The sequence below is a fragment of the Mesorhizobium sp. M0500 genome (assembly GCF_040321165.1).
Taxonomy (GTDB): Bacteria; Pseudomonadota; Alphaproteobacteria; order Rhizobiales; family Rhizobiaceae; genus Mesorhizobium.
Genome location: NZ_JAMYRB010000004.1, coordinates 144,894 through 170,581, shown reverse-complemented (window position 1 = coordinate 170,581; position 25,688 = coordinate 144,894). Strand labels below are relative to the sequence as shown.

Here is a 25,688-nt window from a genome sequence, read left to right as displayed (position 1 = left end):
CTAGACTGGCAGCAACCGTAACCGGACTGCCCCCGGCATGATCGTCCAGACCTGCATCAATGGCGCGCGCAGCGCCGATTTCCACCCGCGACTGCCGCTTGATCCCGAAGCCATGGCGCGCGACGGTGCCACCTGCGTCGCCGCCGGTGCCGCCGAACTGCATGTTCATGCCCGCGGGCTGGACGGTCGCGAAAGCCTGGCTCCGGCGGCGATGGATCGGACGGTGCTGGCGCTCCGCCGCGCCTGCCCTGGAACGCTGATCGGCGTGTCGACAGGGGCCTGGATCGAGAATGACGATGCGCGCACGCTGGCCGCGATCGCCGCTTGGAGCGAACTGCCCGACTATGCCTCGGTCAATCTCAGCGAAGACGCCGCGCCCGCTATCATGGAGCGTCTGCGCCAGCGCGGCATTGGCATCGAGGCGGGGCTTGCCTCCGTCGCCGACGCCGAACGCCTGGTGAGCCTCGACCATGGCAAACGCGTGCTGCGGATCCTGATCGAAATCTCCGAGCAGGAGCCGGACGCTGCGCTGGAGATCAGCGACGATATCGCTGCCGTGCTCGACGGCGCCGGAATGCGCCGGGCAATCCTGCTGCACGGCGCCGACGCCACGGTCTGGCCTTTCGTGCACCGGGCGGCGGAACGCCGTTGGTCGACGCGCGTCGGACTGGAAGACGGCAAGGAGCTCCCTGATGGAACAGTAGCATCTAGTAACGCTGCGCTGACAGCGGCAGCCGTCGCTATCTTCGAGTCCAGCCGTTAGCGCGGGAACGGCCAATCTCCTCTTCACTGGGGAGATGCCAAGTTTGGCAACGAGGCAGGCCAAAGTCGGCCGAGCATAAGTGTGGCGGCACGCTATATCAATAAAACTTATCTAAAACTTTACGTGTTAATTAAACCAACAATTAATCGGCACATCAACGATCACGTATGTTAATGCTCTCCTGCACCGGGGACCATTTTTTGATGAACATCATTCCACAGAATGATCACGCTGCGCCGCGTCGGATTCAACAGTATACATCGATACAGGTACTGCGGGGGCTGGCAGCTCTCATGGTTGTTATCTATCATCTTCCGGCCGCGCTGGGCATGCTCGATCTGCGTATTCCCGTTCTAAACAGCGGCGTCGACCTGTTTTTCGTCATTAGTGGTTTTGTAATGGTTCTCTCGACAGAGAACAGACGCGCCGACCACCGTGCTTTTTTGATGCAGCGCTTCACGCGCGTCGTTCCGTTCTATTGGGTTATGACCTTCCTTATGGTCGCCGCACTTTGGTTGTTTGCCGGTCGTGCAGTGTTTCTTGAGCAGATAACCAATAGCCTGCTTTTCATAGCCTATCTCGATACGGTCACAGGCTATGTCCAACCGGTGCTTGGCGTGGGTTGGACGCTCAATCTGGAAATCCTGTTTTACATTCTGTTCGCGGCGACTATGCGTTTCGGCACGCTGACGCAAATGGCCATGGTCGGCGTTGTCTTTGCAACCGCCGTAGCGGCGCGCATCGTCTTCAAACCCGCCGCCGACACTGTGCTGTTTTTCTATACCACGCCAATCCTGTTTGAGTTCCTTGCCGGCATGGCGCTCGGCCACCTGGTCGGCAGACTGGCGCGTTTGCCTACCGTCCTGGGTGTCTCGGCGCTCGTGTTCGCCATCGTGTCCATGCTGGTGATGGTACTTGGCTTCAACTTGCCGCGAACCCTTGCTCAGGGAATCCCGGCCTTGATCCTTGTCGCCGGTTGCATCAGCCTGGAAAGCTACTTCCGGCTTTTTGCTCCTCGCCTGCTGGCAAGGTTGGGCGATGCCTCCTACTCTCTCTATCTGACGCATCCTATCGTGCTGCTTGCGACCGCTCCTGTCGTTGCAAGCGCCAATCTGTCACCATGGCTTGCAGGCGCGGTTATTGTCACCGCCTGCATTGCCGTCTGCCTGGCCAGCTACAGTTTTATTGAAAAGCCGCTTTTGGCCATATTGCGGATGAGCCGTTCCGCCCATCAGGTGAAGGCACAATGAGTTGCGGCTGCGCCCCCACCAACTTGGTCGGCGTGCTATGGAGGTGCGTTGCACCTCTTGCGCACCCTCGAATACAGCGCGTCCCGAACGGCGCTGTCCCGCCAGCCTCAAACCGGCGGCGCTGAACCTCCAAAGGTATCCTGAACACAAAAAAACCGCCTCGGCGGGCGGGTCGTCGGTGTGAATCAGCACCATACCCAAATTAGTAGCATAGCTGCCGGCACAAAGCAAGAACAAAATGTGGCGACATCGACGAAACTGCCGATAGGCACAGCGGCACGGCGGATGACATGGCTCTTGCCGTTGTTAAAAATCTCTCATAAGGTATTTTCATATAAGAAAGAAAATACGATCGTTTCTTTCCATTTATGAAAGCCTGAGCGTTTGCGGGAACATCTCGATCAGACCGACCGGCGACTGGTCAAGCTGCTGTCGCAAGATGCGCAGCTTGGCGTCAACCGCCTCGCCGAGAAGATGGCGATCTCGGTGCCGACGGTGCGCATGCGGCTGCGCAACCTGCTCGACCGCAACCTGCTCAAGATCGTCGGGCTGCTCAACCTGACCGAACGCCCCGAACTGATCTCGGCGATCGTCGGCATCAATGCGCAAGGGCGCGGCCGGGCACGAGAACTGGCGCAGCGCATCTCCGAACTGCCTTTCGTGAACTCGGCCGCCGTCGTCACCGGGCGCTTCGACATCATCGTCGACGTGACCGTGGCCGGCGATGTCGCCGATCTCTACCGCGTCACCAGCGAGTTGATCCCCGGCGCCGGCGAGCCGGGCGAGGTCGTGCGCAGCGAAACCTTCGTCGTCATGGCGTCCTGCAACAAATGGGTCAGCCTGCCGGAAGGCTGCTGGTCGGACGAGACGCGGAAGGAAATGGCATGAAGATCGCGGTTCTCGGCGGCCTCGGCCTGCAAGGCCGGGCGGCGATCGCCGACCTCGTTGCCAGCGACGGCGTCGAGCAAGTGGTCTGCCTCGACACCGCAACCGACGGCGCTGCGCGACTTGGCGGCCTGACCGACCTTGCCCGGGTGCGTTTCGTCGTGCCGGAGGGCGCGATCGGCCCAGCATTGGCCGATGTGATGAAGGACGTCGACGCGGTCATCGACCTGTTGCCGCAACCGCTGATGCGCGAGGCGGTGCAGGCGGCGATCGCCACGCGCACGCCGCTGGTCACCACCAATTACGGCAAGGCCATCGGCGACCTCGCGCCCGAGGCCGAAAAGGCCGGCGTTTCGATCGTGACCGAATGCGGGCTCGACCCCGGCATCGACCTTGTGCTCTACGCGCGCGCCGCAAGCCAGTTCGACACCATCACCGCGATCGATTCCTACTGCGGCGGCATTCCCGAGCCGAAAGCGGTGGTCGAGCCGCTGCGCTACAAGGTGAGCTGGAATTTCGACATGGTTCTGGCCAGCCAGAATCGCGACAGCGTGCTGGTCGAGGACGGCAAGCGGGTCGATGTGCCGGCCGCCCGCCAGCACGACAATCGTTTCATCCACGAGATCGAGGTGGCGGGGCTGGGCAGGCTGGAAGCCTTCCCCAATGGCGACGCGCCGCATTATGCCGGCATGCTCGCCGCCGCCAAGGGACTGCAGCGCTCCGGCCGCTATTCGCTGCGCTGGCCCGGCTGGTCGGCGTTCTGGGCGCCGCTGAAGCAGCTCGGCTTCCTGTCCGAGGACAAGGTGCCCGGCACCGGCGTCAGCCCACGCGAATTCCTCGGCCGGCTGCTTGGCCCGCAACTGCAATATGGCGCGGACGAAAAGGACCTTTGCGTCATGCGCAACGTCTTTGTCGGCAGCGAAGGCGGCCGCCGCAAGACGGTGACCTCAGAGCTGGTCATCGAGCGCGACCTCGCCTCCGGCCTGTTCGGCATGAGCCTTGGCGTCGGCTATCCCGCCAGCATCGTGGCGCAGATGCTGGCACGGCGCGAGATCGCCGCGCCCGGCCTGCTCAACCCGCTGCTGCATGTGCCGGATGGCCGCTTCCTCGATGAGCTGGCCAAGCGCGGCATCAATGTCGCCGAAACGGTGAGCTGGGATTGAAGATTTTCGAACGGTGGTTGCCGCCGGCAACGGCGCCGCCGCTCAAAAGGCACCCCAAGGGGGTGAAACGACAAGTGGAACAACAAACGACAACAAGGAGGAATGCCCAAATGAACATTGCCAAGCTTTTCATCGCCGGACTTGCGCTCGCCGGCCTTACCGCTGCCGCCAGTGCGGGAACGCTCGACGAGATTACCAAGCGCGGTGAGTTGCGCGTTGCGGTGCAGACGCAAGGCCCGCCCTTCTCGCTGGTGGGTGCCGCCGGCGAACGCACCGGCAGTTCGGTCGAACTCGCCGAACTGATGGCCAAGGAAATGGGCGTCAAGATCACCTTCCTCGACTTCGACTGGGACGGCCTGATCCCGGCGCTGCTGTCGGGCAAGGCCGATCTTCTGGTCGCCGACATGACCCCGACACTGGCGCGTGGAATGAAGGTCGCCTTCACCAAGCCTTACATGTACACGGGCAGCACAGTCTTCACCAAGGCTGGGACCGCCTTCAAGTCCACCGAGGACTGCAAGGCCAAGGGCACCAAGATCGCGGTGCTACTCGGCGCCACCGGCGAGAAGGAAGCCAAGGCCGCCTTCCCCGATGCCGATATCAAGAGCTACAAGGGCGGCGGCCCGCTGCTGCTCGACGCCGTCAACAACGGCCAGGCCGATTGCGGCGTCAACGACGTCTCGGCGGTCAAGGGCCAGTCAACCGCTTACCCGGCCGGCAGCTTCATCATCATGCCGGACATGCTGTCGAAGGAGCCGCTGGCCTTCGCCACGCGCTATGACGAGCAGGACCTGCTGGTCTGGATGAACCTGTTCCTCGACCAGGTCAGCCTCGACGGCCGCCTGCAGAAGAACCTCGATTACTGGGTGAATTCCGACGCCTGGAAGAAGGATCACTGAGTAGAGTGAATGGTGAATGGTGAATGGTGAATAGTGAGTAGGGAATAGGGAGCAGAGAAGAGCTACTCGCTACTCGCTACTCGCTACTCGCTACTCGCGTACGCCTTACTCACTACTCACTACTCACTACTCACTACTCACTATTCACTATTCACTATTCACCATTCACTATTCACATTCACCGCCCCACCATGCTCGAAAACTTCAGCTTCCGCACCATCGTCGAATATCTGCCCCTGTTCGGGCAGGGCCTCGTCACGACCGTGTGGCTGTCTGTCCTCTCCTTTGCCGGCGCGCTCGCCGTCGGCATCGTGCTCGCCGCCATGAACCTGCAGCGCGGCCGGCTGTTCCGCGTCCCGGCCAAGGCCTATATCGACGCGGTGCGCGCCACGCCGCTGCTGGCGCAGCTTTATTTCCTCTATTTCGGCCTGCCGCGGCTCGGCTTCGTCCTGCCCGAGCTCGTCGTCGGCATCTTAGCCCTGTCGCTGAACAGCGGCGCCTACGTCGCCGAGATCATCCGCGCCGGCATCCTGTCGATCCCGCGCGGCCAGGTGGAGGCCGGCGTCGCTTCGGGCATGACCTATGTCCAGCGCATGCGCCTCGTCATCCTGCCGCAGGCGTTCAAGGTGACGATCCCGCCGCTGCTCGGCCAGGCGATCGTGCTGGTCAAGGATTCCGCCCTACTGTCGCTGATCTCGGTCGCCGAATTGACGCGCGCCGGACAATTGCTCGCCTCCGACCGCTTCATGCCGGCCGAGGGTTTCATCACCATCGCCGCCTTCTACCTGCTGCTCTATTACGGGCTGAAGGGTCTGGCGGCGCTCTCCGGGCGCTGGCTCGGCCTGGCGGGGGCACGGACATGATCTGGCAGCAGCTGCAAAGCGTCGCCGGCAGCTATCCCCTGGCGCTGCGCGGCCTCGGCATGACCGTGGTGCTGTCGCTGATCAGCCTGGTGCTGGGCACGCTGCTCGGCTTCGGCCTCGGCATCCTGCGCACCGGCGGCAACCGGCTGATCAGCGGCGCGATCGGTGCCTGGGTCGACCTGATCCGCGGCACGCCGTTCCTGGTGCAGATCTTCCTGATCTTCTTCATCCTGCCGGAACTCGGCATCGAGCTCGACGCCTTCACCGCCGGCATCATCGCGCTGACCAACCTGGCCGCCTGCTTCATCTGCGAGATCGTCGTCGCCGGCATCCGCTCGGTGCCGACCGGCCAGGTCGAGGCAGCACTTGCGTCCGGCCTGTCGCGCTGGCAGCGCATGCGCCAGGTGGTGCTGCCGCAGGCGATGCGCATCGTGCTGCCGCCGCTGGTCGGGCAATATGTGCTGCTGATCAAGGATTCCTCGGTCGTCTCGGCCATCGGCCTCACCGACCTCACCCGCGTCGGCTGGCTGGTGGTGCAGCGTGTACCCAATGGGCTGCTGGTCTTCTTCCTCGTCGGGCTCGGTTACTTCATCGTCTGCTACCCCCTGATCATGCTGGCCCGCCGGCTGGAGCAACGTATCGGCGCGGCGCATGGCGAGGTGCAATTGTGATGTCGAACCCCAGCAAAAATGGCACCGGCATGATCGAATTTCGCGGCGTCAACAAATGGTTCGGCCAGCTCAACGTGCTCAGGGATATCACGCTGAGCGTCGAGCCTCGCGAAGTGGTCGTCGTCTGCGGCCCGAGCGGCTCGGGCAAGAGCACCTTGATCCGCTGCATCAATGGGCTGGAGACGATCCGCGACGGCGACCTGACGGTCGACGGCCAGCGCCTCGGCGACCCCGCCACCAACATGACGCGGCTGCGCACCGAGATCGGCTTCGTCTTCCAGTCGTTCAACCTCTACCCGCACAAGACGGCGCTCGAGAACGTCACCCTGGCGCCGATCCATGTCCGCAAGATCCCGCGCGCTGAAGCCGAGAAGGCCGGGCGCGAATTGCTCGCCAAGGTCGGCCTCGCCGACAAGGTGAACGCCTATCCGGCGCAGCTGTCTGGTGGCCAGCAGCAGCGCGTGGCGATCGCCCGCTGCCTCGGCATGCGCCCCAAGATCATGCTGTTCGACGAGCCGACCTCGGCCCTCGATCCCGAGATGATCTCCGAAGTGCTCGACGTCATGGTCGCGGTGGCCGAGGAAGGCATGACCATGATGGTGGTGACGCACGAAATGGGCTTTGCCCGCAAGGTCGCCCAGCGCGTTGTGTTCATGGACGCCGGCGCCATTGTCGAGAGCGGCACCCCGGACGAGTTCTTCTCCAACCCGAAGACCGACCGCAGCCGCGCCTTCCTGAGCAAGATCCTGCGGCATTAGGGCTAACAACTCAATTAGCTGACTGCCGGCTGCGACCGAGATGAGTGGAAATCGACCTTAGGACTCGCGCACCGTGACCTTGGTCACAGCTCTGTCGCCACGCTCAATCTTAATGCGCTTGTCACTCGGGATAGGCGGTGGAGCTACGTTAGCAATCTTTCCATCCTCTAACCGATCCGCAGTCAAAAGCTCTTCCCCTTTCGCCGTCTTTAGGCGCTCTAATTGATTGATTACAATCCTGACATGCCGGCCTCCCAAACGAAAAAATCGGACAAGAATATTGTTAATAGCGAGCAGGCAGGCGGAAGAAGCAACTTGCGAATTAGAGAAAGCGCATCACGCTTTCAATATAGCGGCCGAGTCCCTGGCCCTCAATATCAACTAACGGACGTGGTTTACACAGCATGCCGAGAGGTCTGCAGAGGGTTCAACTCGGTCGTTCAGAATGATTGGGTTTTGACCTAAAACGTCAGCCGGCCGTGGCCGGCGTCTTCAGCCAAACGTCGCCAGAGGGTCGGCGCTGATCTCGACCCAGCCGACGGGCTGAAAGAAGCACAGTTCCGGCTCGATGGCGCCGGCAGAGCCGATGGTCCCGCCAGCGCAATTCCTTTCTCTGCCCGTTTCGGACCGACGCTTCTCAGAACGCGAAATCCGCGGACTGAACGACATCGGCTGGGAGCCAAGTTTCATGAACTTGCAAGATCTCGGGCCCCCGGCTGTAGCCGCGATCGCGGACCACCATCGTCGTGACCCGGCCATTGTTCGGTTGATCGGAGTCCTTCGCGTCGCGTTGCCATTCGTGGTAGTTCACGACCGCCAGGTCGGCGCTTTGATGGCTGATCCGGATGTCGCGTATCTTGATACGGAAGGCCGGATTCGATCCGTAGATGCTCTTCATGTAACCTGCGAAGTCTTTTTTCCCGAACGCCCTGCCGCCTGGCATGATGGCGACCAGATCTTCGCTGATCCGGTCGAGCGCGTTCTTCTTGAACGTCGCACCGTCGCCACGGCATCGGCCCGTCACCCAGTCGGTGAAGAATTCGTGGACGTCGTGGATCGTCGCTTCGATTTCCTTCGTTTGAAGGGACATTTTTTCCTCCTGTCTTACGATGATGCTGGATCAGGCGCTTTGCGCTGTGGCTTGCCCGACCGGAGGCTCCTTGAGGACAGCCCGTACCACGCGAGCCACAGGCACATGAGAAGCGAGGAAATCAGCCAGATCGGACCTCCGATGCCGATCCCGAGCTGCTCACCGAGTGTCCACCCGGTTGCCGAAAGGATACCGAACGCCGAGCCGACGATCGCGGCCCATCGGGGCAGTATCCCGACGTCATCGCGGGCGTCGTGATACGCGACAAGCGCTGTCGCCAGGGCGAGCGCCCAGAATCCGTTACCCATGCCGCCGGAAAACGCCCACCAGGTCATGAAGGCGCTGGTGTCACCCCGGTCCGCCGCGACCGCGACCACCGATGCCTCGGCGACTGCGGTGGAGAACGTGGTCAGGGCGCCGAGAGCCATCACCATCCAGGCAGAACTCAGCATCGGCGAATGCCGGACCCGGGGGTTGAGCGCCAGGTTCAGGAACGAAGCGCCGGCGATCAGGAACAGCGCCGCTGCCGCCGTCCAATGGACCGTAGCCCATCGCCCATGGCCCTCGGCGATATTCTGCATCTGAACAGACAAATCCGCGTCCGGTGGCCCGTGAAAGACGAGCGCAGCCGCCAGCAGCAGCGTTCCGGTGGCGAGCCAGACACCGCCCGGCCCGCTCATGTTGTTATTATTCGTTTGCATCGGGAAAACCTCCTGCGGCCTTTACCACGCCATGAGGTTTAGACCCGCGCCACGGTTGCCCGCTTCGGCGTAAGTACCCACGCAACGAGAAATTTTGGCTTGGGTAGGATTACCCAAACACGTCCATGCCGATCAGGGCGTGCTCGACCGCATAGGCCGTGGCTGCCGCGCGCGTGCGCACGTTCAGCCGCGTCAGGATATCGCTAACGTGACGGTCTACCGTCCGCTGGCTCAGACCGAGCTCGCCGGCAACTTCCGGGTTGGTCAGGCCTGACGCGATCAGGCGCAGAACCTGCGTCTGTCTGGGGGTGAGAACTTCGCTGCCTATCGCCGTCATGGTGACCCGCAGCTTGCCGGCAACGGCCTCGTCGGGGCGCGCGCCGAGCTCGCGGAAAAGTCTTATCGCTTCGTCCAGTTCGGTCCGCGCCGCTTCAGTATCGCCGGTTGCGAGACAGGCCCGCGCTGTCAGCACTCGCATCCGGGCAAGATGATAGGGCGCCCGAAGCTCCCAGAGGATCGCTACCGCGCGCCGGATATGGGCCAATGCCTCCGCGGCTCGACCAGCATGGATCAGCACCCGCGCGGTAGCCTCGGCGGCTGCGGCGCGGACTGCATCCGCGGAATATTGGCGCGCGCAGTCGTGCAGTGTTTCGCACAGCTCCCAAGCGTCATCGGCCGAACCGACAGCGAGAGTGATTTCCACCGCAGCCGGCAAGAGGCGGAGTTTGCCCGGCATGTCGTCGACGGACTGCAGTGCGCGGCGGATCGCCGAAAGGGCCGGCTGCTCGTGCCCCTGCTGCAATCGCATAAGCGCCAGCCCCGGCTGCGGATCGAACCCGAGCCTGCTCGCTGCGCGATAGGCGGCATCGGCCTCGTCCCATTGGCCGCGGAGGCGAAATACCTCGCCCTTCTGGTAGAATGCCGGACCCGCGTGGTGCTTCGAGGGCCCCTGCTGAAGGCGGATGCTGGCGACACCGGCCTCGCGGCCGGCCTCGTCCCAGTGGCCGTCGAGGATCAGGATTTCGGCTCGGTGGATCAGGCATCTGCCGGTGAAGGCAACGATGTCGGGCTGTCCCGCGCACCATCCGACCAGCGCCGATGTCCATTCCCTCGCACGACCCGTGGCATGAAATTTCTGACAGATCTCGATCACGCTACAGTAGACCAGCCCGGTAACGATCGGTGAGAGCCGGCCCGAGGTGACCGAAACCATCGCCTCGTCCAGCAGTTCGAAGCCGCGCACATAGTCGCCGCGCAGGATCAATATCCGGCCCTGAAGATGGCGCGCGATAGCCAAGAGGTCCGGATCTTCGCAGCGCTGTCCGATCTCCGCGGCACGTGTTGCGTGCGCGAATGCTTCGTCCGGACTGTCGGCGGCGAGGCGTTGTTCGACCATTGGGAGCTGAAGGTAACCGTGTTCTGCACATTCCTGCGTATGGTCCTCGACCAGCCGGTTGGCGCGGGTCAGCCATCCGCTGCCTTGGGCGAATTCACCGCGAAACATCAGGGTGAGCCCGATCCAGAAGCCGCAACGCGCTGCGGATCGTTCGCGTCCGTTCCGGAGATGCTCTTCGAAGGCCCTCTCGTAGTCCCGAACGAATTCCTCCTCGCGCCCAAGCATGTAGGCGGCTTCCCCGAGGCGCTGGAGCTCGGCGCCGTCAAGTTCACTGCAGCGGTCTCTGTCTGACAGTTCGCGGTGAAGCCTGGACCAATCGCCGCGATTGGCTAGCTCCGCATACGGATCCGATGCAACTGCACCGTCTTCCGGCAACTTGTCGGGTGATCGGTCGGAGGGCGCGGGCATAGTCTCAGAATAGCACATATCTTGCCGAGGAGGTGGCGCCAGATTACCGATGTGACAGAAGTTGGTTTCGGGCTCAATCGAGCCGTTCATCGCGTCCGCCGCCGAGGACCGGGAAGGGTGGAATGCTGCCATTCGTCTCGTCGACGGGAACGAGTAGGTAGCGCCAATATCGCGACATTCATGGCGCTTCTCAAAGCTCCCCTCGCGCAACGGCTCGATCGACCCATTTCTGCCGTTCCAGCATCGGCCTCACCATCTCCAAGGCGGACATTCACCCATTATTCGGCGAAAAATCTCATTCCGATCAAAGCCGCCCTACTTCGTTGCAGCGGCTGCGGTTTCCCCCGGCGGCATAATCCGCATCATGAAGGTCGACACCGCTTCCCCGGGTTTGAACGGGCCGGGAACCTGGTGGCTGACCGGCTTCACACTTTGGAGGAATGCCGCGATCGCCATGGCGTCATCCGCGGTGAGATGCGCAAAATCGCGCCAAGGCATGATCGGCGCCAGGATGCGGCCGTCCGGCCGTTCGCCGGTCTGGATCGCGGTGACGATCTGCTCCGGGGTCCAGCTTCCGATACCGGTCTCCTTGTCAGGCGTGATATTACGGCCGACAAAGACACCAAGGCCAGGAATCTCGAAGCCCACATCTGAACCGCCAAGGAAGTGCGACATGTCGGGCTTCCCGAAGAAGTAACCGGATGTGTGACAGTCGCTGCAGCCGGCAATCGTAACCAGATATTCGCCGCGTGCGATCTGTGTGTCATCGGCCATGGCCGCGTAAGATGGCAGGGCAACAATCGACGCTGTCAAGAATGCAAGATGAACTGGTGTCCGAAACATTGCTTCCTCCCTGTGGTCTGTTCGTGGTTTGTCCGTCGACCTCCCGCGCCGTCAACCGGTCGCAATTCCCCGATTTTAACCGCGTCGGGGACGCTAAATTCTAGCATGGCCAGCACGTATTAACTATCAGCGATCAATTGGACCGTCGGCACTTGTCGTGCCCCGTTGAGCGCAAGTGTGATGGAGCGTGCTCAGCCGACGCACAATGCCTTGTTTTGGCGCGATCGAGCCACGCACGGTGATGGATCGACTTCGTCGCCTGAAATGCCTTGTACGGTCGGACCGGGTCGAACTCGGTCGTTCAGAATGATTGGGTTTTGACCTAAAACGTCAGCCGGCTGTGGCCGGCGGCTTCAGCCGAACGTCGCCAAAGGTTCGGTTCGGACCTCGACCCACTGGCAGCGCCGGTTCTCGTGGTAGAAGGACAGGAAGGGCGGCGGGAACGCAGGGTCCGCGAAAGCGCCCACCGGGATGGCGGTCAGACCGGGCTGAGTGTCGATCCGGTAATGGACGGTGGTGCCGCAATCGGGCAGAAGCTGTAGATGACGCGGCCGCCCTCGTCGCCAATGCGCGTGAACTCCGCAGAGCGGCCCTGGACAGAAACGTCACCGTCCAAAAACCGCGCGTTGAAGCTGAACGCGCTGCCGGTGCGTCGCTTGCAGGCCAAGCAATGGCAGAGCGAGACGCGTACCGGCTCGCCCGAGCAGGTGGCTGACAGCTGACCGCAGGAACATTCGGCGCGCCGCGTGATCATGGCTGGCTCCTCTCACGATTCCCTGAACGATATCACTGCGTATCGGTGCTCAATTCGGCCCGCTTCTCATCCGACACGACTGCGAGGTCGAGCACCTTCTGCAATTCGGCCGCATGGCGGAATGACGGTTCGGCCTGGACGCCGTTGCGGACCGCATCGACGAAGCGCTGGTAGTTGGTCGGTACCGTTCCGGCGTCCAGAACTTGCCATTTGGCGTTCTCGACATCCTCGCCGATGCAGGCCTTCAGCTCCGAGCCGGTCAGATTGTGCACGACTTCGATGCCGCCCTTGTCGCCGTAGATGCGCAGGCGGAGTTCGTTCAGATGGCCGGTTGCCCAGCGGCTGGCATGGACGACGCCGAAGGCGCCATTGCTGAAATCGAGCGCCATGGTGAAACTGTCGTTGGCGTCGAGCTCGTATTCGCCGATCCGGTTGCCGGGCGCCTTGTCGAAGGATCTCAGGCGGCAGAACACATGGTCGATGTCGAGCGCCGCGCCATAGCTGGCGAAATCGAGAATGTGGATGCCGACGTCGCCCAGCACGCCATTTGAGCCGTGGCCGCGCGACAGCCGCCACAGCCATTTCGGATCGGTGCGCCAGTCGCCCCAGAATTTGGATATCAGCCAGCTCTGCAGATAGGACGCCTCGACATGCCTGACCGTGCCGATCTCGCCGGCCAGCACCATGGCGCGCGCCCTCTGCAGCGGCGCGACGTTGCGATAGGTCAGGTTGACCATGTTGATGATGCCGGCCCGCTCGGCGGCATCGGCCATCTCACTGGCCTTCTCGAAGTTTTCGGCCAGCGGTTTCTCGCACAGCACCGGCTTGCCCGCCGCGATCAGCATCATGGTGGTCGGATGGTGGATGCGATCGGGCGTCACGTTCGCCACCGCGTCGAACTTGCCCCACGCCAGCGCCTCGTCCAGCGACGCGAACCGGTTGGGGATACCGTAGATGTCCGAAAATTTGTCGACACGCGTACGGTCGAGATCGACGGCGCCGATCAGTTCGACGCCCTCGATCTTGCCGAACTGCCTGGCGTGCTCCTCCGCCATCCAACCGGTGCCGAGTATCAAGAGGCGCATGATTCTTATCCTTAGGACAGGGCTTTATCTTCTTGTTCGATCATGGATTTGGTCTAGCGAAAGCCGGCTTCGCCCGCGGAATGAAGTTTTCCGCCGCGCTCGACGATCGGCTCGAGCGCCTTTTCCACCGGCACGTTCGGCGCATCGAGGATGGCCGGATTGGAGCCTTGCGGGTTGTGCGCCCATCTCACCGCATTGCGCAGCACCTTGTGGACGTTGGCGTCGTGATAGGTCGGATAGGTCTCGTGGCCGGGCCTGAAATAGAAGATGTTACCGGCGCCGCGGCGATAGGTCAGCCCCGACCGGAACACTTCGCCGCCCTGGAACCACGAGATGAAGACGGTCTCCAGCGGCTCCGGCACGGCGAACTGCTCGCCATACATCTCCTCGTTCTCGAGCTCGAAATACTCGCCGATCCCGGCAGCAATAGGGTGGTTGGGGCTGGTCACCCAAAGCCGTTCGCGCTCGCCCGCCTCGCGCCATTTCAGCGTGCAGGGCGTGCCCATCAGCTTCTTGAAGATTTTCGAGAAATGGCCGGAATGGAGAACGATCAGCCCCATGCCTTCCCAGACGCGGCGCGCCACGCGCTCGACCACTTCGTCGGCGACGGCGCCATGGTCCTTGTGCCCCCACCACAGCAAGACATCGGTCTCGGCCAGACGGTCGGCCGGCAGCCCATGCTCCTTCTGCTCCAGCGTCGCCCACGACACCGAAATCTCCGGGTCGAGCTTCAGTGCATTGGCGATCGTCGCATGCATGCCCTCGGGATAGATGCCCGCGACCACCTCGTTGGTCCGCTCATGAATATTCTCGCCCCAGACGACAGCGTGTATTGTCATGATGTCCTCGCGATTGTTTGAAGCTGGAGCCGCCCTTACGGGTCAGTCATAATATCCTCGGCCGGGAATGAAAACCTTCGAGATTGGCCAAACCTCCCCAGCTTCGTCATCCCAGGGCGGAGCAGGCGCGAAGCGACGTCGCGAAGACCCTGGGATCCATGCCGTGACCTCTCCGCGCTGCAACGGGCGGGACTTTTTGATGCGGGAAGGACAGGAGGTGAAAGGGATCGCTACAGAACGGCTTTCAATCTGCGTCGTTGCATTCTTCGGCTGACGTAACGGCATGGATCCCAGGGTCTGCGCTCCGCTTCGCGTTCGCTCCGCCCTGGGATGACGAAGCCATGAAGGGCTGCCGCGAGCAATCTACGCCCCTCGCCCCTCTTGGGCGACGCGTGTCAGCGGCTTCGACAGGCGCGGCACGACGACAAGGCGCTTGATCTTGCCTTTCTTGTAGGCGGCGAGGAAGCGGGCATAGTCCTTGAAGACGACGCAGCCATTCGATTCGGCGCGGCCGCCGCGCAGCATGTAGGTGTGGGCGAGCAGGCCGTCGCGGCCATATTTGTTGCTGCCGCTGGCCGGCGTCAGACGGATCGCCTCGACACCGTGGAAGCGCGATTCGCGCATCGTCAGATTGTAGGTGTCCGGCGGCGTCGGGCCGACATTCTTCTTGTGGACGTAGCGTGGCTGGTCGACCATCGCGCCCAGTCCCGAATGTGCCTCCAGCCGCGAGCCGTCGGGCATGTAGACGGTCTTGGCCGAGATGTCGTAGACGGCGACGCCGCTGCCCAGGTTAGGCGTGGTGAACAGGTTCCTGAAGGCTCCGCCGAGACCGCCGGAAGACATGTCGGGCTTGGCATAGGCCAGCATATCGCCGCCCTGCGTCTTCGACCGTTTGCCCGGCTTGCCCGACACGGCCGGCACTGCCGCTTGTGACGAATTGCGAGGCGACAGGCTGCCGGGCGTCTCGACCGGCGGGGCGTCGGCCGTCTGCACCTTGCTCGCCTTGGCGGTCCTGGAGGCCTGCGCCTTGGGCGGCTCCGTTTTCAATGCCTGATCCTTTTGCGCCTGGGCCTTTGGCGCCTGGTCTTTTGGCGCCTGATCTCTTGACGCTTGAGCCCGCGGCGCCTCGGCCGGCTTATCGATGTCCGCCCGCGGACGCAGCGTCGGCAGCGGAATGCTGTCGGACATGTCGTCCTGCGGCGGCAGCGAGGCTAGCTGGACCTCAGGTTCTTGCAGCTCTTGTGAGGCTGCGGGCTCGCTTGCCGCGATGGCGGCCGGGAGCACATCGATCATCTGCTCCGGCAATGTATTCGCCAGCGCCAGCGCCAGGCGCGACGAGCGTTCGATCTCCGCCACCGCCGGCCCGAAGCGCACCGACGCCGGGCCGTTCGGGTCGGGTATGCGTACCGGCTCGGCGAACCGGGCGTCGGCCGGCAGGCTTGCGAGCATGACGGGTGAGCCGGCACGGGCAAAGGCGGCGGCAAGCTTTTGCGGCGACAGCCCTGCTTTGGCCACCACGTCGTCGAAGCTCGATTGCCGCGACGCATCGGCGACAAGCGGCACGGTGTTGCGCTTGAGGCGGGCCGATTTTCCCTGGTGGACGAAGTTCGACGCCGACCGCAGGCAGTTGGCATCGCACCCGTGCTGCAGCAGCTTGGCCGACAGCGCCGCGTTGGCCGCGGCCCATGTCGGGGCCTGCGCCTTTGCAAGGCTGCGGCGAGGATCGGCAAGCGCGATGGTGCGCGGCGCGAGCAGGCTTTGCGGGAGACCGTTGGAAGCGGCGCTGAGCGAGGTTCCCACTGAATAAAGGCCGGCCAAAGTCGCCACCGACCATAAAGCAATGGCTGCGCCGACGGCCGGAACCGCGACCCAGCGTAGGCCGGGCCTCATCGAAGTCAATCCAGTTGCAGGACTGTCACCCCGGGTTTTCGCACTTACAAACGTCATTCAACCACTCTCAATCGGCCGATGCCGGCTAGCGGATTTCGCAGCCGTGACATTCACAGTTCGCCTGGTGCCCCCAGCACGCTTTGCGTCTGTTGCCGATTGATTCAAAAGATGGACAAAGTTGGTTAACCAATCCCTCTACCGACCGCCGATTGGGCGACGGTCACACCGAAAAACGCCCTCCAAAACCTGCATAGTTGGCAAAACTGCCCTCCAATGATGACTTTGCTGCCCGTTTTTGTCGGCCGAGTCAAGAAAGCGAAATGACTAGACCTTGCTGGGCGGAGTCGGCCATGGCTGCGAAAGTGAAGCCGGGCCGACCAGAATCTTGCGGCCGGCAGCCGCCGCCATCAAGCCCCGGCGATCGATCAGACCGGCGATTATCGAGCGGGCACTTGTCGACCTGCCACTCGGCGAATGAACGATTAACGTCTGAGAATTCGGGACAGCGGCAAGATGTTTGCCGCGCAGCAGCTGAATGTCGCCAAGTGCCGGAGCGGGATATCCAACACCTAGGCCACAGCCACCACTATGTGAGCCTGGATTTTGGCGGCAACCTTGCCGCTGCCATGCCTGTCTGCAATGGCGGCTGCGGCATAGTCGGTTGCAGCGTCCAGTTTTCCCGCCTCTCTGGCCTCGATTTCATTGCGAAGGAGAGTGCCCTGGCAATAAGCAACGGCCGGAAGGCGCGGCGAGGAGGCACGGCTTTGTTCGGCTCTCGTCTCGATCACCGCACCGGAAAAACCTGCGTCCTCCAGCTCGCTACGGATCAGTGCCGTATCGTGGTAGCCATGCGGCGTGCGTGCCAGAAAGCGCGGCGGATCGTTCGGAAAAATCCTCGCCAGGGCATTCGTCACATCGTCCGCAAATACATTCTCTTCGATGCGATCCCATACGCTGAATAGAAAATGTCCTCCGGGCTTCAGGACTCGCCGGGCTTCGCGATAGGCAGATGAGCGGTTGGGAAAGAACATCGCGCCGAACTGACAACAAACGAGATCGAAGGCCGCATTTTCAAACGGTAGCGCCAGAGCATCCGCCTGACGCCATTTGATGCGATCGTCGGGAGCTTGCCGCGAAGCGGCGTAGTCGAGCATCGGCTGGTTGAGGTCGGTTACGACATAGCTTGCACCGGGCGACAGTTTTGGCGCCAATGCGCGGGTGACAACCCCGGTGCCCGCGGCGGTTTCCAAAACGGCGCTTGGCGACAAGGACGCTGCCCGTCGTGCAAGATCTGCGGCGAACGGCTCGAAAATCAACGGCACCATATAGCGGTCGTAGTTTTCCGGAATTGAGCCGGCGAATACCTTGTCCGTTTCCAACATTGCTATCCCCCGCCGTCCGTTTGATGGCTCGTCAGCATAGCATGGAATTGTTTGCTATTCGGTCGCATTCGACCGGGAGGCGGTTCGCTCCCGGAAGCTCCGAAACGCCGTGCTGCAATTATCTGCATATGTGTTAATATATTGTGGTCATGCGCATTGGTGCGTGGCCAAACATAAAATGGGAGGATGCGATGAAAACCATAAATCGCAGGTCTGCAATCGCGCTTGGCGTGACGGCGGCAGCGGTAACGCCTTTGTTCACGCTGGCGGCTGCTGCAAAGGTCAAGAAATACGGCCCGAAGGAAGGCAAGGAGATAGCCCCCGGCGTCAGATTGGTCGTGGTCGGCACCGGCAATTCCGATATCCCCGCTTACAAGAGCATCTCAATTGTCGATATAGTCTTTCAGCCCGGAGCAGCCGCCCCTCAAATGGTGATGGACAACGACATGGTCTGCACCATTGCTGCCGGTGAATTCACGATCAAGAAGGCGGACAAGGAATTCAAGCTCAAGGAAGGTGACGTGTACACCTGCTCCAAGGGCAAGACCGACGAGGCAGCCAACACCAGCAAGGTGGTCGGCATCCACCGCATCGCCGTCTTGATACCTGCCTAGGGCATGCCGCCGAAAATCGGGCCCGCGTCCTCCATCAGGGACGCGGGCCTTTTGATGACGTGCGTGGCCTTGAGCGGTTCATCGTTTCACCGCTTCGACCCGGTCGACTTCGTCCAAATGTGGTGAGGCTCATGCTGTTCATGGTTTTCCTCCGATTTTTACTTATGAGCGGTTCTCCCTCCGCCCGCTTTGAAAGGGTGCGATTATATTAGAGATCGCGCAGGTTTCCGGCTGACTGCTGCATTGGCGGAGTGGCAATCGGCAGCGCGCTGAGCGTTTTGGAGTTCACGAAATGGCCCGGTGCTCTTCCCGAGCTGCCTCCCAGACCTCGCGCGCCGCGTCTGCATTCAGTGCCGCGATTCCCAGGCCGACGATCAGATCCGGCCACGCCGAGCGCCACAGGAAGGCCGTCACCAATCCGGCCAGTATGATCGCAACATTGGCGACCGCATCGTTGCGGGCCGAGAGGAATGCCGCCCTGGTAAGACTGCCGCTGTGATGGCGGTAGCGCGCCAACATGTAGGCGCATGACAGATTGACCGCGAGAGCGCCCAACCCCGCCAGCGTCAGAGCCGTTGGCTGCGGCGGCACCGGCATGTTGAACTTTTCCCACGCGGTCCACAGCGTCGCCAGGCCCGGCACCAGCAGGATAAGCGCCAGCGCCATGCCGACCCGCGAGCGGGCACGCAGCGACCATCCCATGGCGAGCAGTATGAGGAGATTGACCGAGGCATCTTCCAGAAAATCGACGCTGTCGGCGAACAGCGACACCGAGCCGATCGCCAGCGCGACGGCGAATTCAATGCCGAAATAACCCAGGTTCAGCAGTGCGACGACAAGCACCACCCGGCGAAGGCCGTCCGACGTGATGGCTTGCTGCATGGTCTGCCCTTGGCATGATGCCGTTGTCGCTCTTACCAGCTGCTTTTCCAACGCAACAGCCGCATGGAATTGGCCGTCACCAGCACCGTCGCCCCGGTGTCCGCGAGAATGGCGGGCCAGAGGCCGGTGATGCCGGCGATCGTCGTCACCAGGAACACTGCCTTCAGGCCCAACGCAATGGTGACGTTCTGCTTGATGTTGGCCATGGTTGCGTGGGACAGCCTGATCATGGCCGCAACGTCGCCGACGCGTCCATGCAGCACCGCTGCGTCAGCCGTTTCAAGGGCCACATCGGTGCCGCCGCCCATGGCAATGCCGACATCGGCCGCGGCAAGTGCCGGCGCATCGTTGATGCCATCGCCGACCTTGGCTACCCTAAGCCCCTGCCCCTTCAACTCGCCGAGGATGCCCTGCTTGTCCTCCGGGAGCAGTTCGGCGCGCACCTCGATGCCGAGCTGTTTGCCGATGGCAGCCGCCGTGCGCTTATTGTCGCCGGTTAGCATGACTGTCCTGATGCCTGCATTGGTCAGCGCCTTTAGCCCGGCGAAAGCATCCGGCCGGGGTTCGTCGCGCATGGCAATGAAGCCGGCCAGCGCGTTGTCTACAAGCAGCACCGCCACTGACTTGCCTTCATCGTTCAATGCCACGATGCGCGCCGCCTGGTTTGCTGGCAGCGGGTTTATCTCGCCCGCCGCGACTGGCGATCCCAGAAACAGGTTCTTGCCGCCGACACGACCGATAACCCCTTTACCGCCGATCGCTTTGGCTTCGGCGGCAGGCGGCACGGGAATGTTGCCGGCTTTGGCCCTTTGGAGGATGGCCAAAGCGAGGGGATGGCTCGAGCCGATCTCAAGCGCTGCCGCGAGCGAAAGGATGTCGCGTTCACTGGCACCCACCGTAACGACATCGGTGACCTGCGGCTTGCCGAGCGTCAGCGTGCCGGTCTTGTCGAGCGCCACGGCGGTGATGGTCGCGAGCCCTTCCAGCACCGCCCCACCTTTCATCAGCAGGCCGCGCCGGGCTCCGGCCGAAAGCGACGCCGCGATCGCCGCCGGAACTGAAATGACCAGCGCGCACGGGCAGCCGATGAGCAGCAGCGCCAGCCCCTTGTATATCCATTCGTTCCAATCGCCGCCCAAGAGCAGCGGCGGTGTGGCGGCCACGAGCGCCGCGACGGCGACAACGCCGGGCATGTACCAGCGCGAAAAGCGATCGATGAAGCGCTCGGTCGGCGCCTTGTTTTCCTGCGCCTCCTCGACCAGCTTGATCACGCGTGCAATCGTGTTGTCTGCGGCGGTCGCCGTCACCTTGACGCGCAGCACGCCGTCGCCGTTGATAGTGCCGGCAAAGACCGTGTCGCCGACGTCCTTGCGCACCGGCACGCTTTCACCGGAGACGGGTGATTCATCGATGGCGCTCCCGCCTTCGGTGATCTCGCCGTCAGCCGGAATCCGGTCGCCCGGCCGCACGAGGATGATGGCGCCCACAGCCAGGCTTTCGGCCGGCACCTCGCGGGTCTGGCCGTCTTTCTCGACGAACGCGGTTTTGGGAACGAGGGTCGTGAGCGCTTGAATACTGGACCGTGCCTTGCCGGCCGCAACCCCTTCGAGCAACTCGCCGATCAGGAACAAGAAGACCACCGTCGCCGCTTCCTCGCCGGCACCGATGATGACGGCCCCGGCCGCCGCCACAGTCATCAGCATTTCGATTGTGAACGGAATGCCTGCCGCTGCGGCCATGGCCGCTCGGCGCGCGATCGGAGCCAGGCCGAGCAGCATTGCGGCGATGAAGGCCCACGGGCCGGTCGCAGGCCAGGCGTAATCAATCGCGAAAGCCACGGCCAAGGCGACCCCGCTGGCGATGGCCAGGCGGCCCTTGGCGCTGTCCCACCATAGCTCCGACGCCGGCGCATCATCGTTATCATGTAACCCCGCTACGTTCTCGTCGTGATTGCGCCTTCCGTCGGCATGGTTGTCGGATTGATCGGACGCCGGCGTCCCAGGCTTGGAGGTCAGCGGAGCGACGGCGTAGCCGAGGCCGGTGACCTTCCTCTCGATCGCGCCGAGATTGCTTTCGGGAGTATGAGTGACCGTCAGAGTGCCCGCCGAAACGGATACGTTGATGTCCTGAACACCAGGCATCCGCCGCACGGCCGTACCGATTTTGCTGGCGCAACCGGCGCAATCCATGCCTTCCACGCGGTAGCGGGTCTGTTGTTTGGTCGCAGCCATGGTGAACCTCTTGTATCTTCGAGCGCGACGCTACATCCTCTAGCGACTAGAGGAGCAAGCGAAATGCCAGCAGGTGTGACCATCGGTGAAGCGGCCCGACACAGCGGCGTGAAGGTTCCAACCATCCGCTACTATGAGCAGATAGAGTTGCTTCCTGCCGCTGCCCGCAGCGAAGCCAATCGCCGGCAGTATGAAGCGGCAGACTTGCGCCGGCTCGCCTTCATCAGGCACGCGCGCGAGTTGGGGTTCGGGATCGAAGCCATCAGGGCGCTGCTGACGCTGCAGGATAATCCCAGCCAGCCTTGTGCGACCGCCGACGCCATTGCCCAGGCGCGTCTGGCCGACGTGGTTCAGCGGATACGCAGCCTTACAGCGTTGAAAGCCGAGCTGGAGCATATGGTCGAAGGCTGCCGGCACGGAAAAGTCTGCGAATGCCGTGTCATCGAAGTGCTGGCGGATCACGATAAATGCGAGCATCCTCACCATTGATTTGCCAGAGCAGAGCTCGCGTCAGCCCCGATGTCGCGGCATCCGGAGCTTGCAAAAGCCGCATTTTACGGTCAACCTGAGCGGATGATGGCACGCCTGTCACCAAAACACCTTCTGGTCATGCTTCTCGCGGTCATCGTGACCGCCGGGTTCAGCCTGTCCGCCGCTCAGGCTGCTGTGATGTCGGCCAGGATGGGAGTCGACGGCCGCATGACCATGGCCGCAGATACCGGCACCACCGACGCCGACATGGCCAAGATGGCCGATGCCAGGGACGGTGACTGCAACGCTTGCCTCAAGGGCTCGGCCGGCAATGACAAACCGATGCAATGTGCGCCGACCTGTGTCGCACCGGTTCTGGCGGTGCTGCCGGAGGCTCTCCCCGTGACGGGACTGCCGCAGCCCGAGCTGCCGTCGGCGCGTCCCGCCCCGTTCCTGCACGGGCGAAGTCTGCTGCCCGAGCCATTCCCTCCAAGACCCAGCGCTCTCGTCTGACGCCGTTTCTGCCGTTCCACGGCTGATTAGCGGCGTTTGATCGCCCGGTTGCGCGTACTGCGCAGCGGGCGCGGTAGCAATTCAATCGACGTCGCGACGTTCGCCGTCGGTTACCGCAAGGGTCACAAAAGTGAATTCGTTTCAAATCCGTTCATAACGCGCCGCAAATTCCTGCTTGCGGCAGCAAGCATTGCCGCCGCGCCGATCCGCCCTACGCTGGCGATGGCCACGGGCGAATACCGGATCAGGGTGGCGCCGAGCCAGGCACGGTTCGCCGGCCCTGATGGTCCGCGCACTCCGGTATGGGCCTATGATGGCACGATCCCCGGCCCGACACTGCGCTTGCGCCAGGGGCAGCCCGCTCGGATCATCGTCGAGAACGGACTGGACGAAGACACCACGGTTCACTGGCATGGCATCCGGCTGCCGAACGCCATGGATGGCGTGCCCGGCCTGACGCAGAAGCCGATCAGGCCAGGTGAAAATTTCATCTATGAATTCACCCCGCCCGATGCCGGCACCTTCTGGTATCACCCGCACGCCAACAGCCTGGTCCAGCTCGGCCGTGGCCTTGCCGGCGCACTGGTCGTCGAGGAGGTCGAGCCGGTCGCCGTCGACCGTGACATTCTGTGGCTGCTGCAGGACTGGCGGCTTGCGGCCGATGGGCAGATCGCCGGCGGCTTCGGCAGTGCCATGGATGCGTCGATGTCGGGCCGCGTCGGCAATGTCGTCACCGTCAACGGCACGGGGCCAGGCGATCGGAGCGTGCAGGCCGGCGAGCGCGTCAGGCTGCGGCTCGCCAATGCCTCGCTTGCCCGCATGATGGCGCTGCGCTTCGAAGGCCACCGTCCGGTCGTCGTCGCCATCGACGGCCAGCCCTGCGATCCGCATGAACCGGAGGGCGGTCGCCTGGTGCTGGCGCCCGCCATGCGCATCGACATCGTGCTCGACATGCAGGGCCACCCCGGCAGCCGCCACGCGGTGATCGACGATTTCTACGACGGCCTCGCCTATACGCTGACCACGCTGGCCTATGACGCAGCGCCGCCGCTGAGAACCCATCCGCTCGACACGCCTGTCGGCCTGCCGCGCAACCCCTTGCCCCAGCCCGACCTCGCTGGCGCCGAGCGCCAGGAGATCGTCCTGCAGGGCGGCATGATGGGCGGCGGCAAGCTCAAGGGCGTCGGCGGCATGATGGGCATGGGGATGATGGGCATGAACGGCGGTGCGGCCTGGGCGATCAACGGCATGTCGATGACCGGCGACGGCCATGCCGGCATGGCGCCGCAGTTCACGCTGAAACGCGGTGTGACCTGCCATCTCACCATGCGCAACGAAACCGCCTGGTGGCACCCGATGCATGTCCACGGCTTCAGCCTGTCGGTCATCTCGCGCAACGGCTCGCCGGTGCCGCACCGGCAATGGCAGGACACGGTGCTGCTCGCCCCCAAGGATACGATCGAATGCGCCTTCGTCGCCGACAATCCGGGCGACTGGATGCTGCACTGCCATGTCGCCGATCACCAGATGGCCGGCCTGATGACGGCGTTCCGCGTGACCTGAAACGTTTTATCCAACCAAGGAGAACTGCAATGAAACTGACCCACCGCCTTGCCGCACTGTCCCTGCTGATCGCAACGCCGCTGCCCGCCTTCGCCGCAACGATCAACGCCGTCATGTACAAGAACCCGCAATGCAGCTGCTGCGAGTCCTACGCCAACTATCTCGAGCACAACGGCTTCAAGGTCGACATAAAGCCGGTCAACAATCTCTCCCAGATCAGCAGCGATGCCGGTGTGCCGGCCGACCTCGAAGGCTGCCACACGCTGATGGTCGACGGCTATATCGTCGATGGCCTGGTGCCGGTCGAGATCGTCAAGAAGCTTTTGACCGAGCGCCCTGCCATCACCGGCATAACGCTCGCCGGCATGCCGGCCGGCGCCCCAGGCATGGGTGGCGAGAAGCAAGGCCCCTTCGTCGTCTACGCCTTCACCAAGGACGGCAAGGCGCCCACCGTCTACGCGACCGAGTGAGGACATTGTGAGCAAACTAGCTATGGTCCTGGTTGGCATGCTGCTGGCGTTTTCGTGGCCGGTATCAGCCGCTGAGCCGCCGCAGAACTTTGCCGTTCACGAGGCGCCCGTCCCCGTGCCGGAAATCAGCTTCGAGGATGGCAATGGCAAGCCGAAAATGCTTGCGGATTTCCACGGCAAGGTCGTGCTGCTTAACGTCTGGGCGACATGGTGCGCGCCCTGCCGCAAGGAGATGCCGACGCTCGATCGCCTACAGGCCAAACTCGGCGGTCCGGATTTCGAGGTCGTCGCGTTGTCCATGGACCGCGCCGGTCCTGAGATTGTGAAGAAGTTCTTCGCCGACATCGGCATCAAGCACCTCGCCCTCAACATCGACGTCTCGGGCAGGGCCATGTTCGCCATCGGCACCGTCGGCCTTCCGGCAACCCTGCTGGTCGACCGCGACGGCAAGGAGATCGGCCGGCTGATTGGGCCGGCCGAATGGGACGTCCCCGACATGGTCGACTTCATCCGCAGCCGCATCGCCGCCAAGTGAGAAAGGGACAGATATGTTCGGGCTAAAGGCTCGCTGCGTTGCATCGGCTTTGAACGAATGGAGGTGCTTGCTGCTAAACGTAATTGCCATTGCGGCGCTGACCGCGGGCTTTTCGTATCAGGCGCAAGCCCACTCGCTCGACGAAATCGACGCCACGCTTGAGGCCGACGAGAAATATTTCCAGCCGATCGACAAGCCGGCGCCTGATTTCACGCTGCGCACCGCCGACGGGCGTGTCGTGCGGACGGCCGATCTGCGCGGCAAGGTGGTCGTCCTCCACTTCATCTACACGTCGTGCCCGGATGTGTGCCCTCTTCATGCCGAGAAGATCGCCGAGATCCAGAAAATGGTGAACGGCACGCCGATGAAGGACCGGGTCAGCTTTGTGACCATCACCACCGACCCGACCAGGGACACGCCGGACGTGCTCAGCAAATACGGGCCGGCGCACGGGCTCGATCCCGTCAATTGGCTGTTCCTGACCACGATGGAGGATCAGCCGGAGGATGCGACCCGCAGACTGGCGGAGGCCTTCGGCCACAAGTTCACGCTGACGGATGATGGTTATCAGATGCACGGCACCATCACCCATGTGATCGACAAGGAGGGCGGCTGGCGGGCGAATTTCCATGGCCTGGATTTCGCATCGGTCAATCTCGTCACATTCGTCAATGCGCTTACCAACAATGTCGAGCGCCCGCACCATGAGCAGGAAACGGGATGGTGGGCGAAAATCAAGGGCATGTTCTGAGGCATCATTTGCACGTGC

The 25,688-nt window shown here is 62.8% G+C and carries 27 protein-coding genes; 16 read left to right on the top strand and 11 right to left on the bottom strand.

Annotated features, from left to right (window positions below; all coding sequences use genetic code 11):
* Positions 1-37: 37 nt before the first annotated feature.
* The 8 genes from NKI70_RS10240 to NKI70_RS10205 all read left to right on the top strand — a co-directional run bounded on the left by NKI70_RS10240 (position 38) and on the right by NKI70_RS10205 (position 7,252).
* On the top strand, positions 38-763 hold the full coding sequence (locus NKI70_RS10240) for a 3-keto-5-aminohexanoate cleavage protein (RefSeq protein ID WP_352699478.1): 726 nt from the start codon (positions 38-40) through the stop codon (positions 761-763).
* 203 nt (positions 764-966) lie between these two features.
* On the top strand, positions 967-2,013 hold the full coding sequence (locus NKI70_RS10235) for an acyltransferase family protein (RefSeq protein WP_352699476.1): 1,047 nt from the start codon (positions 967-969) through the stop codon (positions 2,011-2,013).
* Between the two features lie 384 nt (positions 2,014-2,397).
* Positions 2,398-2,901: an Lrp/AsnC family transcriptional regulator gene (locus NKI70_RS10230; protein ID WP_023677254.1), complete on the top strand. Its 504-nt coding sequence runs from the start codon at positions 2,398-2,400 to the stop codon at positions 2,899-2,901.
* Positions 2,898-4,061 (top strand): saccharopine dehydrogenase family protein, encoded by a 1,164-nt coding sequence (locus NKI70_RS10225; RefSeq protein ID WP_352699474.1) that lies wholly within the window; start codon positions 2,898-2,900, stop codon positions 4,059-4,061. The genes NKI70_RS10230 and NKI70_RS10225 overlap by 4 nt, the downstream gene beginning before the upstream one ends.
* Before the next feature lie 110 nt (positions 4,062-4,171).
* Entirely contained in the window at positions 4,172-4,960 is a 789-nt protein-coding gene (locus NKI70_RS10220) for an ABC transporter substrate-binding protein (protein ID WP_352587204.1), read from the top strand.
* A gap of 191 nt (positions 4,961-5,151) precedes the next feature.
* On the top strand, positions 5,152-5,823 hold the full coding sequence (locus NKI70_RS10215) for an amino acid ABC transporter permease (RefSeq protein WP_023720609.1): 672 nt from the start codon (positions 5,152-5,154) through the stop codon (positions 5,821-5,823).
* On the top strand, positions 5,820-6,494 hold the full coding sequence (locus NKI70_RS10210; protein ID WP_352587207.1) for an amino acid ABC transporter permease: 675 nt from the start codon (positions 5,820-5,822) through the stop codon (positions 6,492-6,494). Before NKI70_RS10215 ends, NKI70_RS10210 begins: the two co-directional genes overlap by 4 nt.
* 29 nt (positions 6,495-6,523) lie before the next feature.
* On the top strand, positions 6,524-7,252 hold the full coding sequence (locus NKI70_RS10205; protein WP_352744094.1) for an amino acid ABC transporter ATP-binding protein: 729 nt from the start codon (positions 6,524-6,526) through the stop codon (positions 7,250-7,252).
* A gap of 637 nt (positions 7,253-7,889) precedes the next feature.
* On the opposite strand, the gene NKI70_RS10200 is transcribed toward NKI70_RS10205, so the two are convergent.
* The 3 genes from NKI70_RS10200 to NKI70_RS10190 all read right to left on the bottom strand — a co-directional run bounded on the left by NKI70_RS10200 (position 7,890) and on the right by NKI70_RS10190 (position 10,340).
* Positions 7,890-8,342, bottom strand: a complete 453-nt coding sequence (locus NKI70_RS10200) for a nuclear transport factor 2 family protein (RefSeq protein WP_352699470.1) — start codon at positions 8,340-8,342, stop codon at positions 7,890-7,892.
* Positions 8,343-8,356: 14 nt separating this feature from the next.
* Positions 8,357-9,043 (bottom strand): hypothetical protein, encoded by a 687-nt coding sequence (locus NKI70_RS10195; protein WP_352569100.1) that lies wholly within the window; start codon positions 9,041-9,043, stop codon positions 8,357-8,359.
* 109 nt (positions 9,044-9,152) lie between these two features.
* Positions 9,153-10,340 (bottom strand): helix-turn-helix transcriptional regulator, encoded by a 1,188-nt coding sequence (locus tag NKI70_RS10190; protein ID WP_352724547.1) that lies wholly within the window; start codon positions 10,338-10,340, stop codon positions 9,153-9,155.
* Between NKI70_RS10190 and NKI70_RS10185 the strand changes: the two genes are divergently transcribed.
* The gene (locus NKI70_RS10185) at positions 10,323-10,730 is read left to right on the top strand and encodes a hypothetical protein (RefSeq protein ID WP_352724545.1); all 408 of its coding nucleotides are present in this window, start codon (positions 10,323-10,325) and stop codon (positions 10,728-10,730) included. The two genes, NKI70_RS10190 and NKI70_RS10185, sit on opposite strands and share 18 nt — an antisense overlap.
* Before the next feature lie 432 nt (positions 10,731-11,162).
* Here NKI70_RS10185 and NKI70_RS10180 read toward each other — a convergent pair whose 3' ends face one another.
* The 6 genes from NKI70_RS10180 to NKI70_RS10155 all read right to left on the bottom strand — a co-directional run bounded on the left by NKI70_RS10180 (position 11,163) and on the right by NKI70_RS10155 (position 17,640).
* On the bottom strand, positions 11,163-11,690 hold the full coding sequence (locus NKI70_RS10180; RefSeq protein WP_031211934.1) for a c-type cytochrome: 528 nt from the start codon (positions 11,688-11,690) through the stop codon (positions 11,163-11,165).
* Between the two features lie 478 nt (positions 11,691-12,168).
* Positions 12,169-12,444, bottom strand: a complete 276-nt coding sequence (locus tag NKI70_RS10175; RefSeq protein ID WP_352569098.1) for a GFA family protein — start codon at positions 12,442-12,444, stop codon at positions 12,169-12,171.
* Between the two features lie 32 nt (positions 12,445-12,476).
* Positions 12,477-13,529, bottom strand: a complete 1,053-nt coding sequence (locus NKI70_RS10170; protein WP_352569097.1) for a Gfo/Idh/MocA family protein — start codon at positions 13,527-13,529, stop codon at positions 12,477-12,479.
* Between the two features lie 53 nt (positions 13,530-13,582).
* Entirely contained in the window at positions 13,583-14,368 is a 786-nt protein-coding gene (locus NKI70_RS10165) for a ThuA domain-containing protein (RefSeq protein ID WP_352569096.1), read from the bottom strand.
* Between the two features lie 363 nt (positions 14,369-14,731).
* Positions 14,732-16,258, bottom strand: a complete 1,527-nt coding sequence (locus NKI70_RS10160; RefSeq protein WP_352699466.1) for a DUF2778 domain-containing protein — start codon at positions 16,256-16,258, stop codon at positions 14,732-14,734.
* 569 nt (positions 16,259-16,827) lie between these two features.
* Positions 16,828-17,640 carry a class I SAM-dependent methyltransferase gene (locus tag NKI70_RS10155; RefSeq protein ID WP_352699464.1) on the bottom strand — a complete coding sequence of 271 codons (813 nt, stop codon included), beginning with the start codon at positions 17,638-17,640 and terminating at the stop codon, positions 16,828-16,830.
* A 191-nt stretch (positions 17,641-17,831) separates the two neighbouring features.
* Between NKI70_RS10155 and NKI70_RS10150 the strand changes: the two genes are divergently transcribed.
* Complete coding sequence (locus NKI70_RS10150; RefSeq protein WP_352724543.1) at positions 17,832-18,254, top strand: cupin domain-containing protein; 423 nt, start codon at positions 17,832-17,834, stop codon at positions 18,252-18,254.
* A 285-nt stretch (positions 18,255-18,539) separates the two neighbouring features.
* Here NKI70_RS10150 and NKI70_RS10145 read toward each other — a convergent pair whose 3' ends face one another.
* Positions 18,540-19,136, bottom strand: coding sequence for a cation efflux transmembrane domain-containing protein (locus tag NKI70_RS10145; RefSeq protein WP_352645553.1), 597 nt, complete (start codon positions 19,134-19,136; stop codon positions 18,540-18,542).
* Positions 19,137-19,168: 32 nt separating this feature from the next.
* Positions 19,169-21,367: a heavy metal translocating P-type ATPase gene (locus NKI70_RS10140; RefSeq protein WP_352699462.1), complete on the bottom strand. Its 2,199-nt coding sequence runs from the start codon at positions 21,365-21,367 to the stop codon at positions 19,169-19,171.
* Positions 21,368-21,430: 63 nt separating this feature from the next.
* Between NKI70_RS10140 and NKI70_RS10135 the strand changes: the two genes are divergently transcribed.
* The 6 genes from NKI70_RS10135 to NKI70_RS10110 all read left to right on the top strand — a co-directional run bounded on the left by NKI70_RS10135 (position 21,431) and on the right by NKI70_RS10110 (position 25,670).
* Positions 21,431-21,856 (top strand): MerR family transcriptional regulator, encoded by a 426-nt coding sequence (locus NKI70_RS10135; RefSeq protein ID WP_352645557.1) that lies wholly within the window; start codon positions 21,431-21,433, stop codon positions 21,854-21,856.
* Between the two features lie 87 nt (positions 21,857-21,943).
* A complete protein-coding gene (locus tag NKI70_RS10130; RefSeq protein ID WP_352645559.1) occupies positions 21,944-22,351 on the top strand; it encodes a hypothetical protein in 408 nt (135 codons plus the stop codon).
* Positions 22,352-22,573: 222 nt separating this feature from the next.
* Complete coding sequence (locus tag NKI70_RS10125; protein WP_352724605.1) at positions 22,574-23,914, top strand: multicopper oxidase family protein; 1,341 nt, start codon at positions 22,574-22,576, stop codon at positions 23,912-23,914.
* A gap of 29 nt (positions 23,915-23,943) precedes the next feature.
* A complete protein-coding gene (locus NKI70_RS10120; protein WP_023677230.1) occupies positions 23,944-24,384 on the top strand; it encodes a DUF411 domain-containing protein in 441 nt (146 codons plus the stop codon).
* Between the two features lie 7 nt (positions 24,385-24,391).
* Positions 24,392-24,919 (top strand): TlpA family protein disulfide reductase, encoded by a 528-nt coding sequence (locus NKI70_RS10115; protein ID WP_156937355.1) that lies wholly within the window; start codon positions 24,392-24,394, stop codon positions 24,917-24,919.
* A gap of 67 nt (positions 24,920-24,986) precedes the next feature.
* The gene (locus NKI70_RS10110; protein WP_352699458.1) at positions 24,987-25,670 is read left to right on the top strand and encodes an SCO family protein; all 684 of its coding nucleotides are present in this window, start codon (positions 24,987-24,989) and stop codon (positions 25,668-25,670) included.
* The last annotated feature ends 18 nt before the right edge of the window (positions 25,671-25,688 follow it).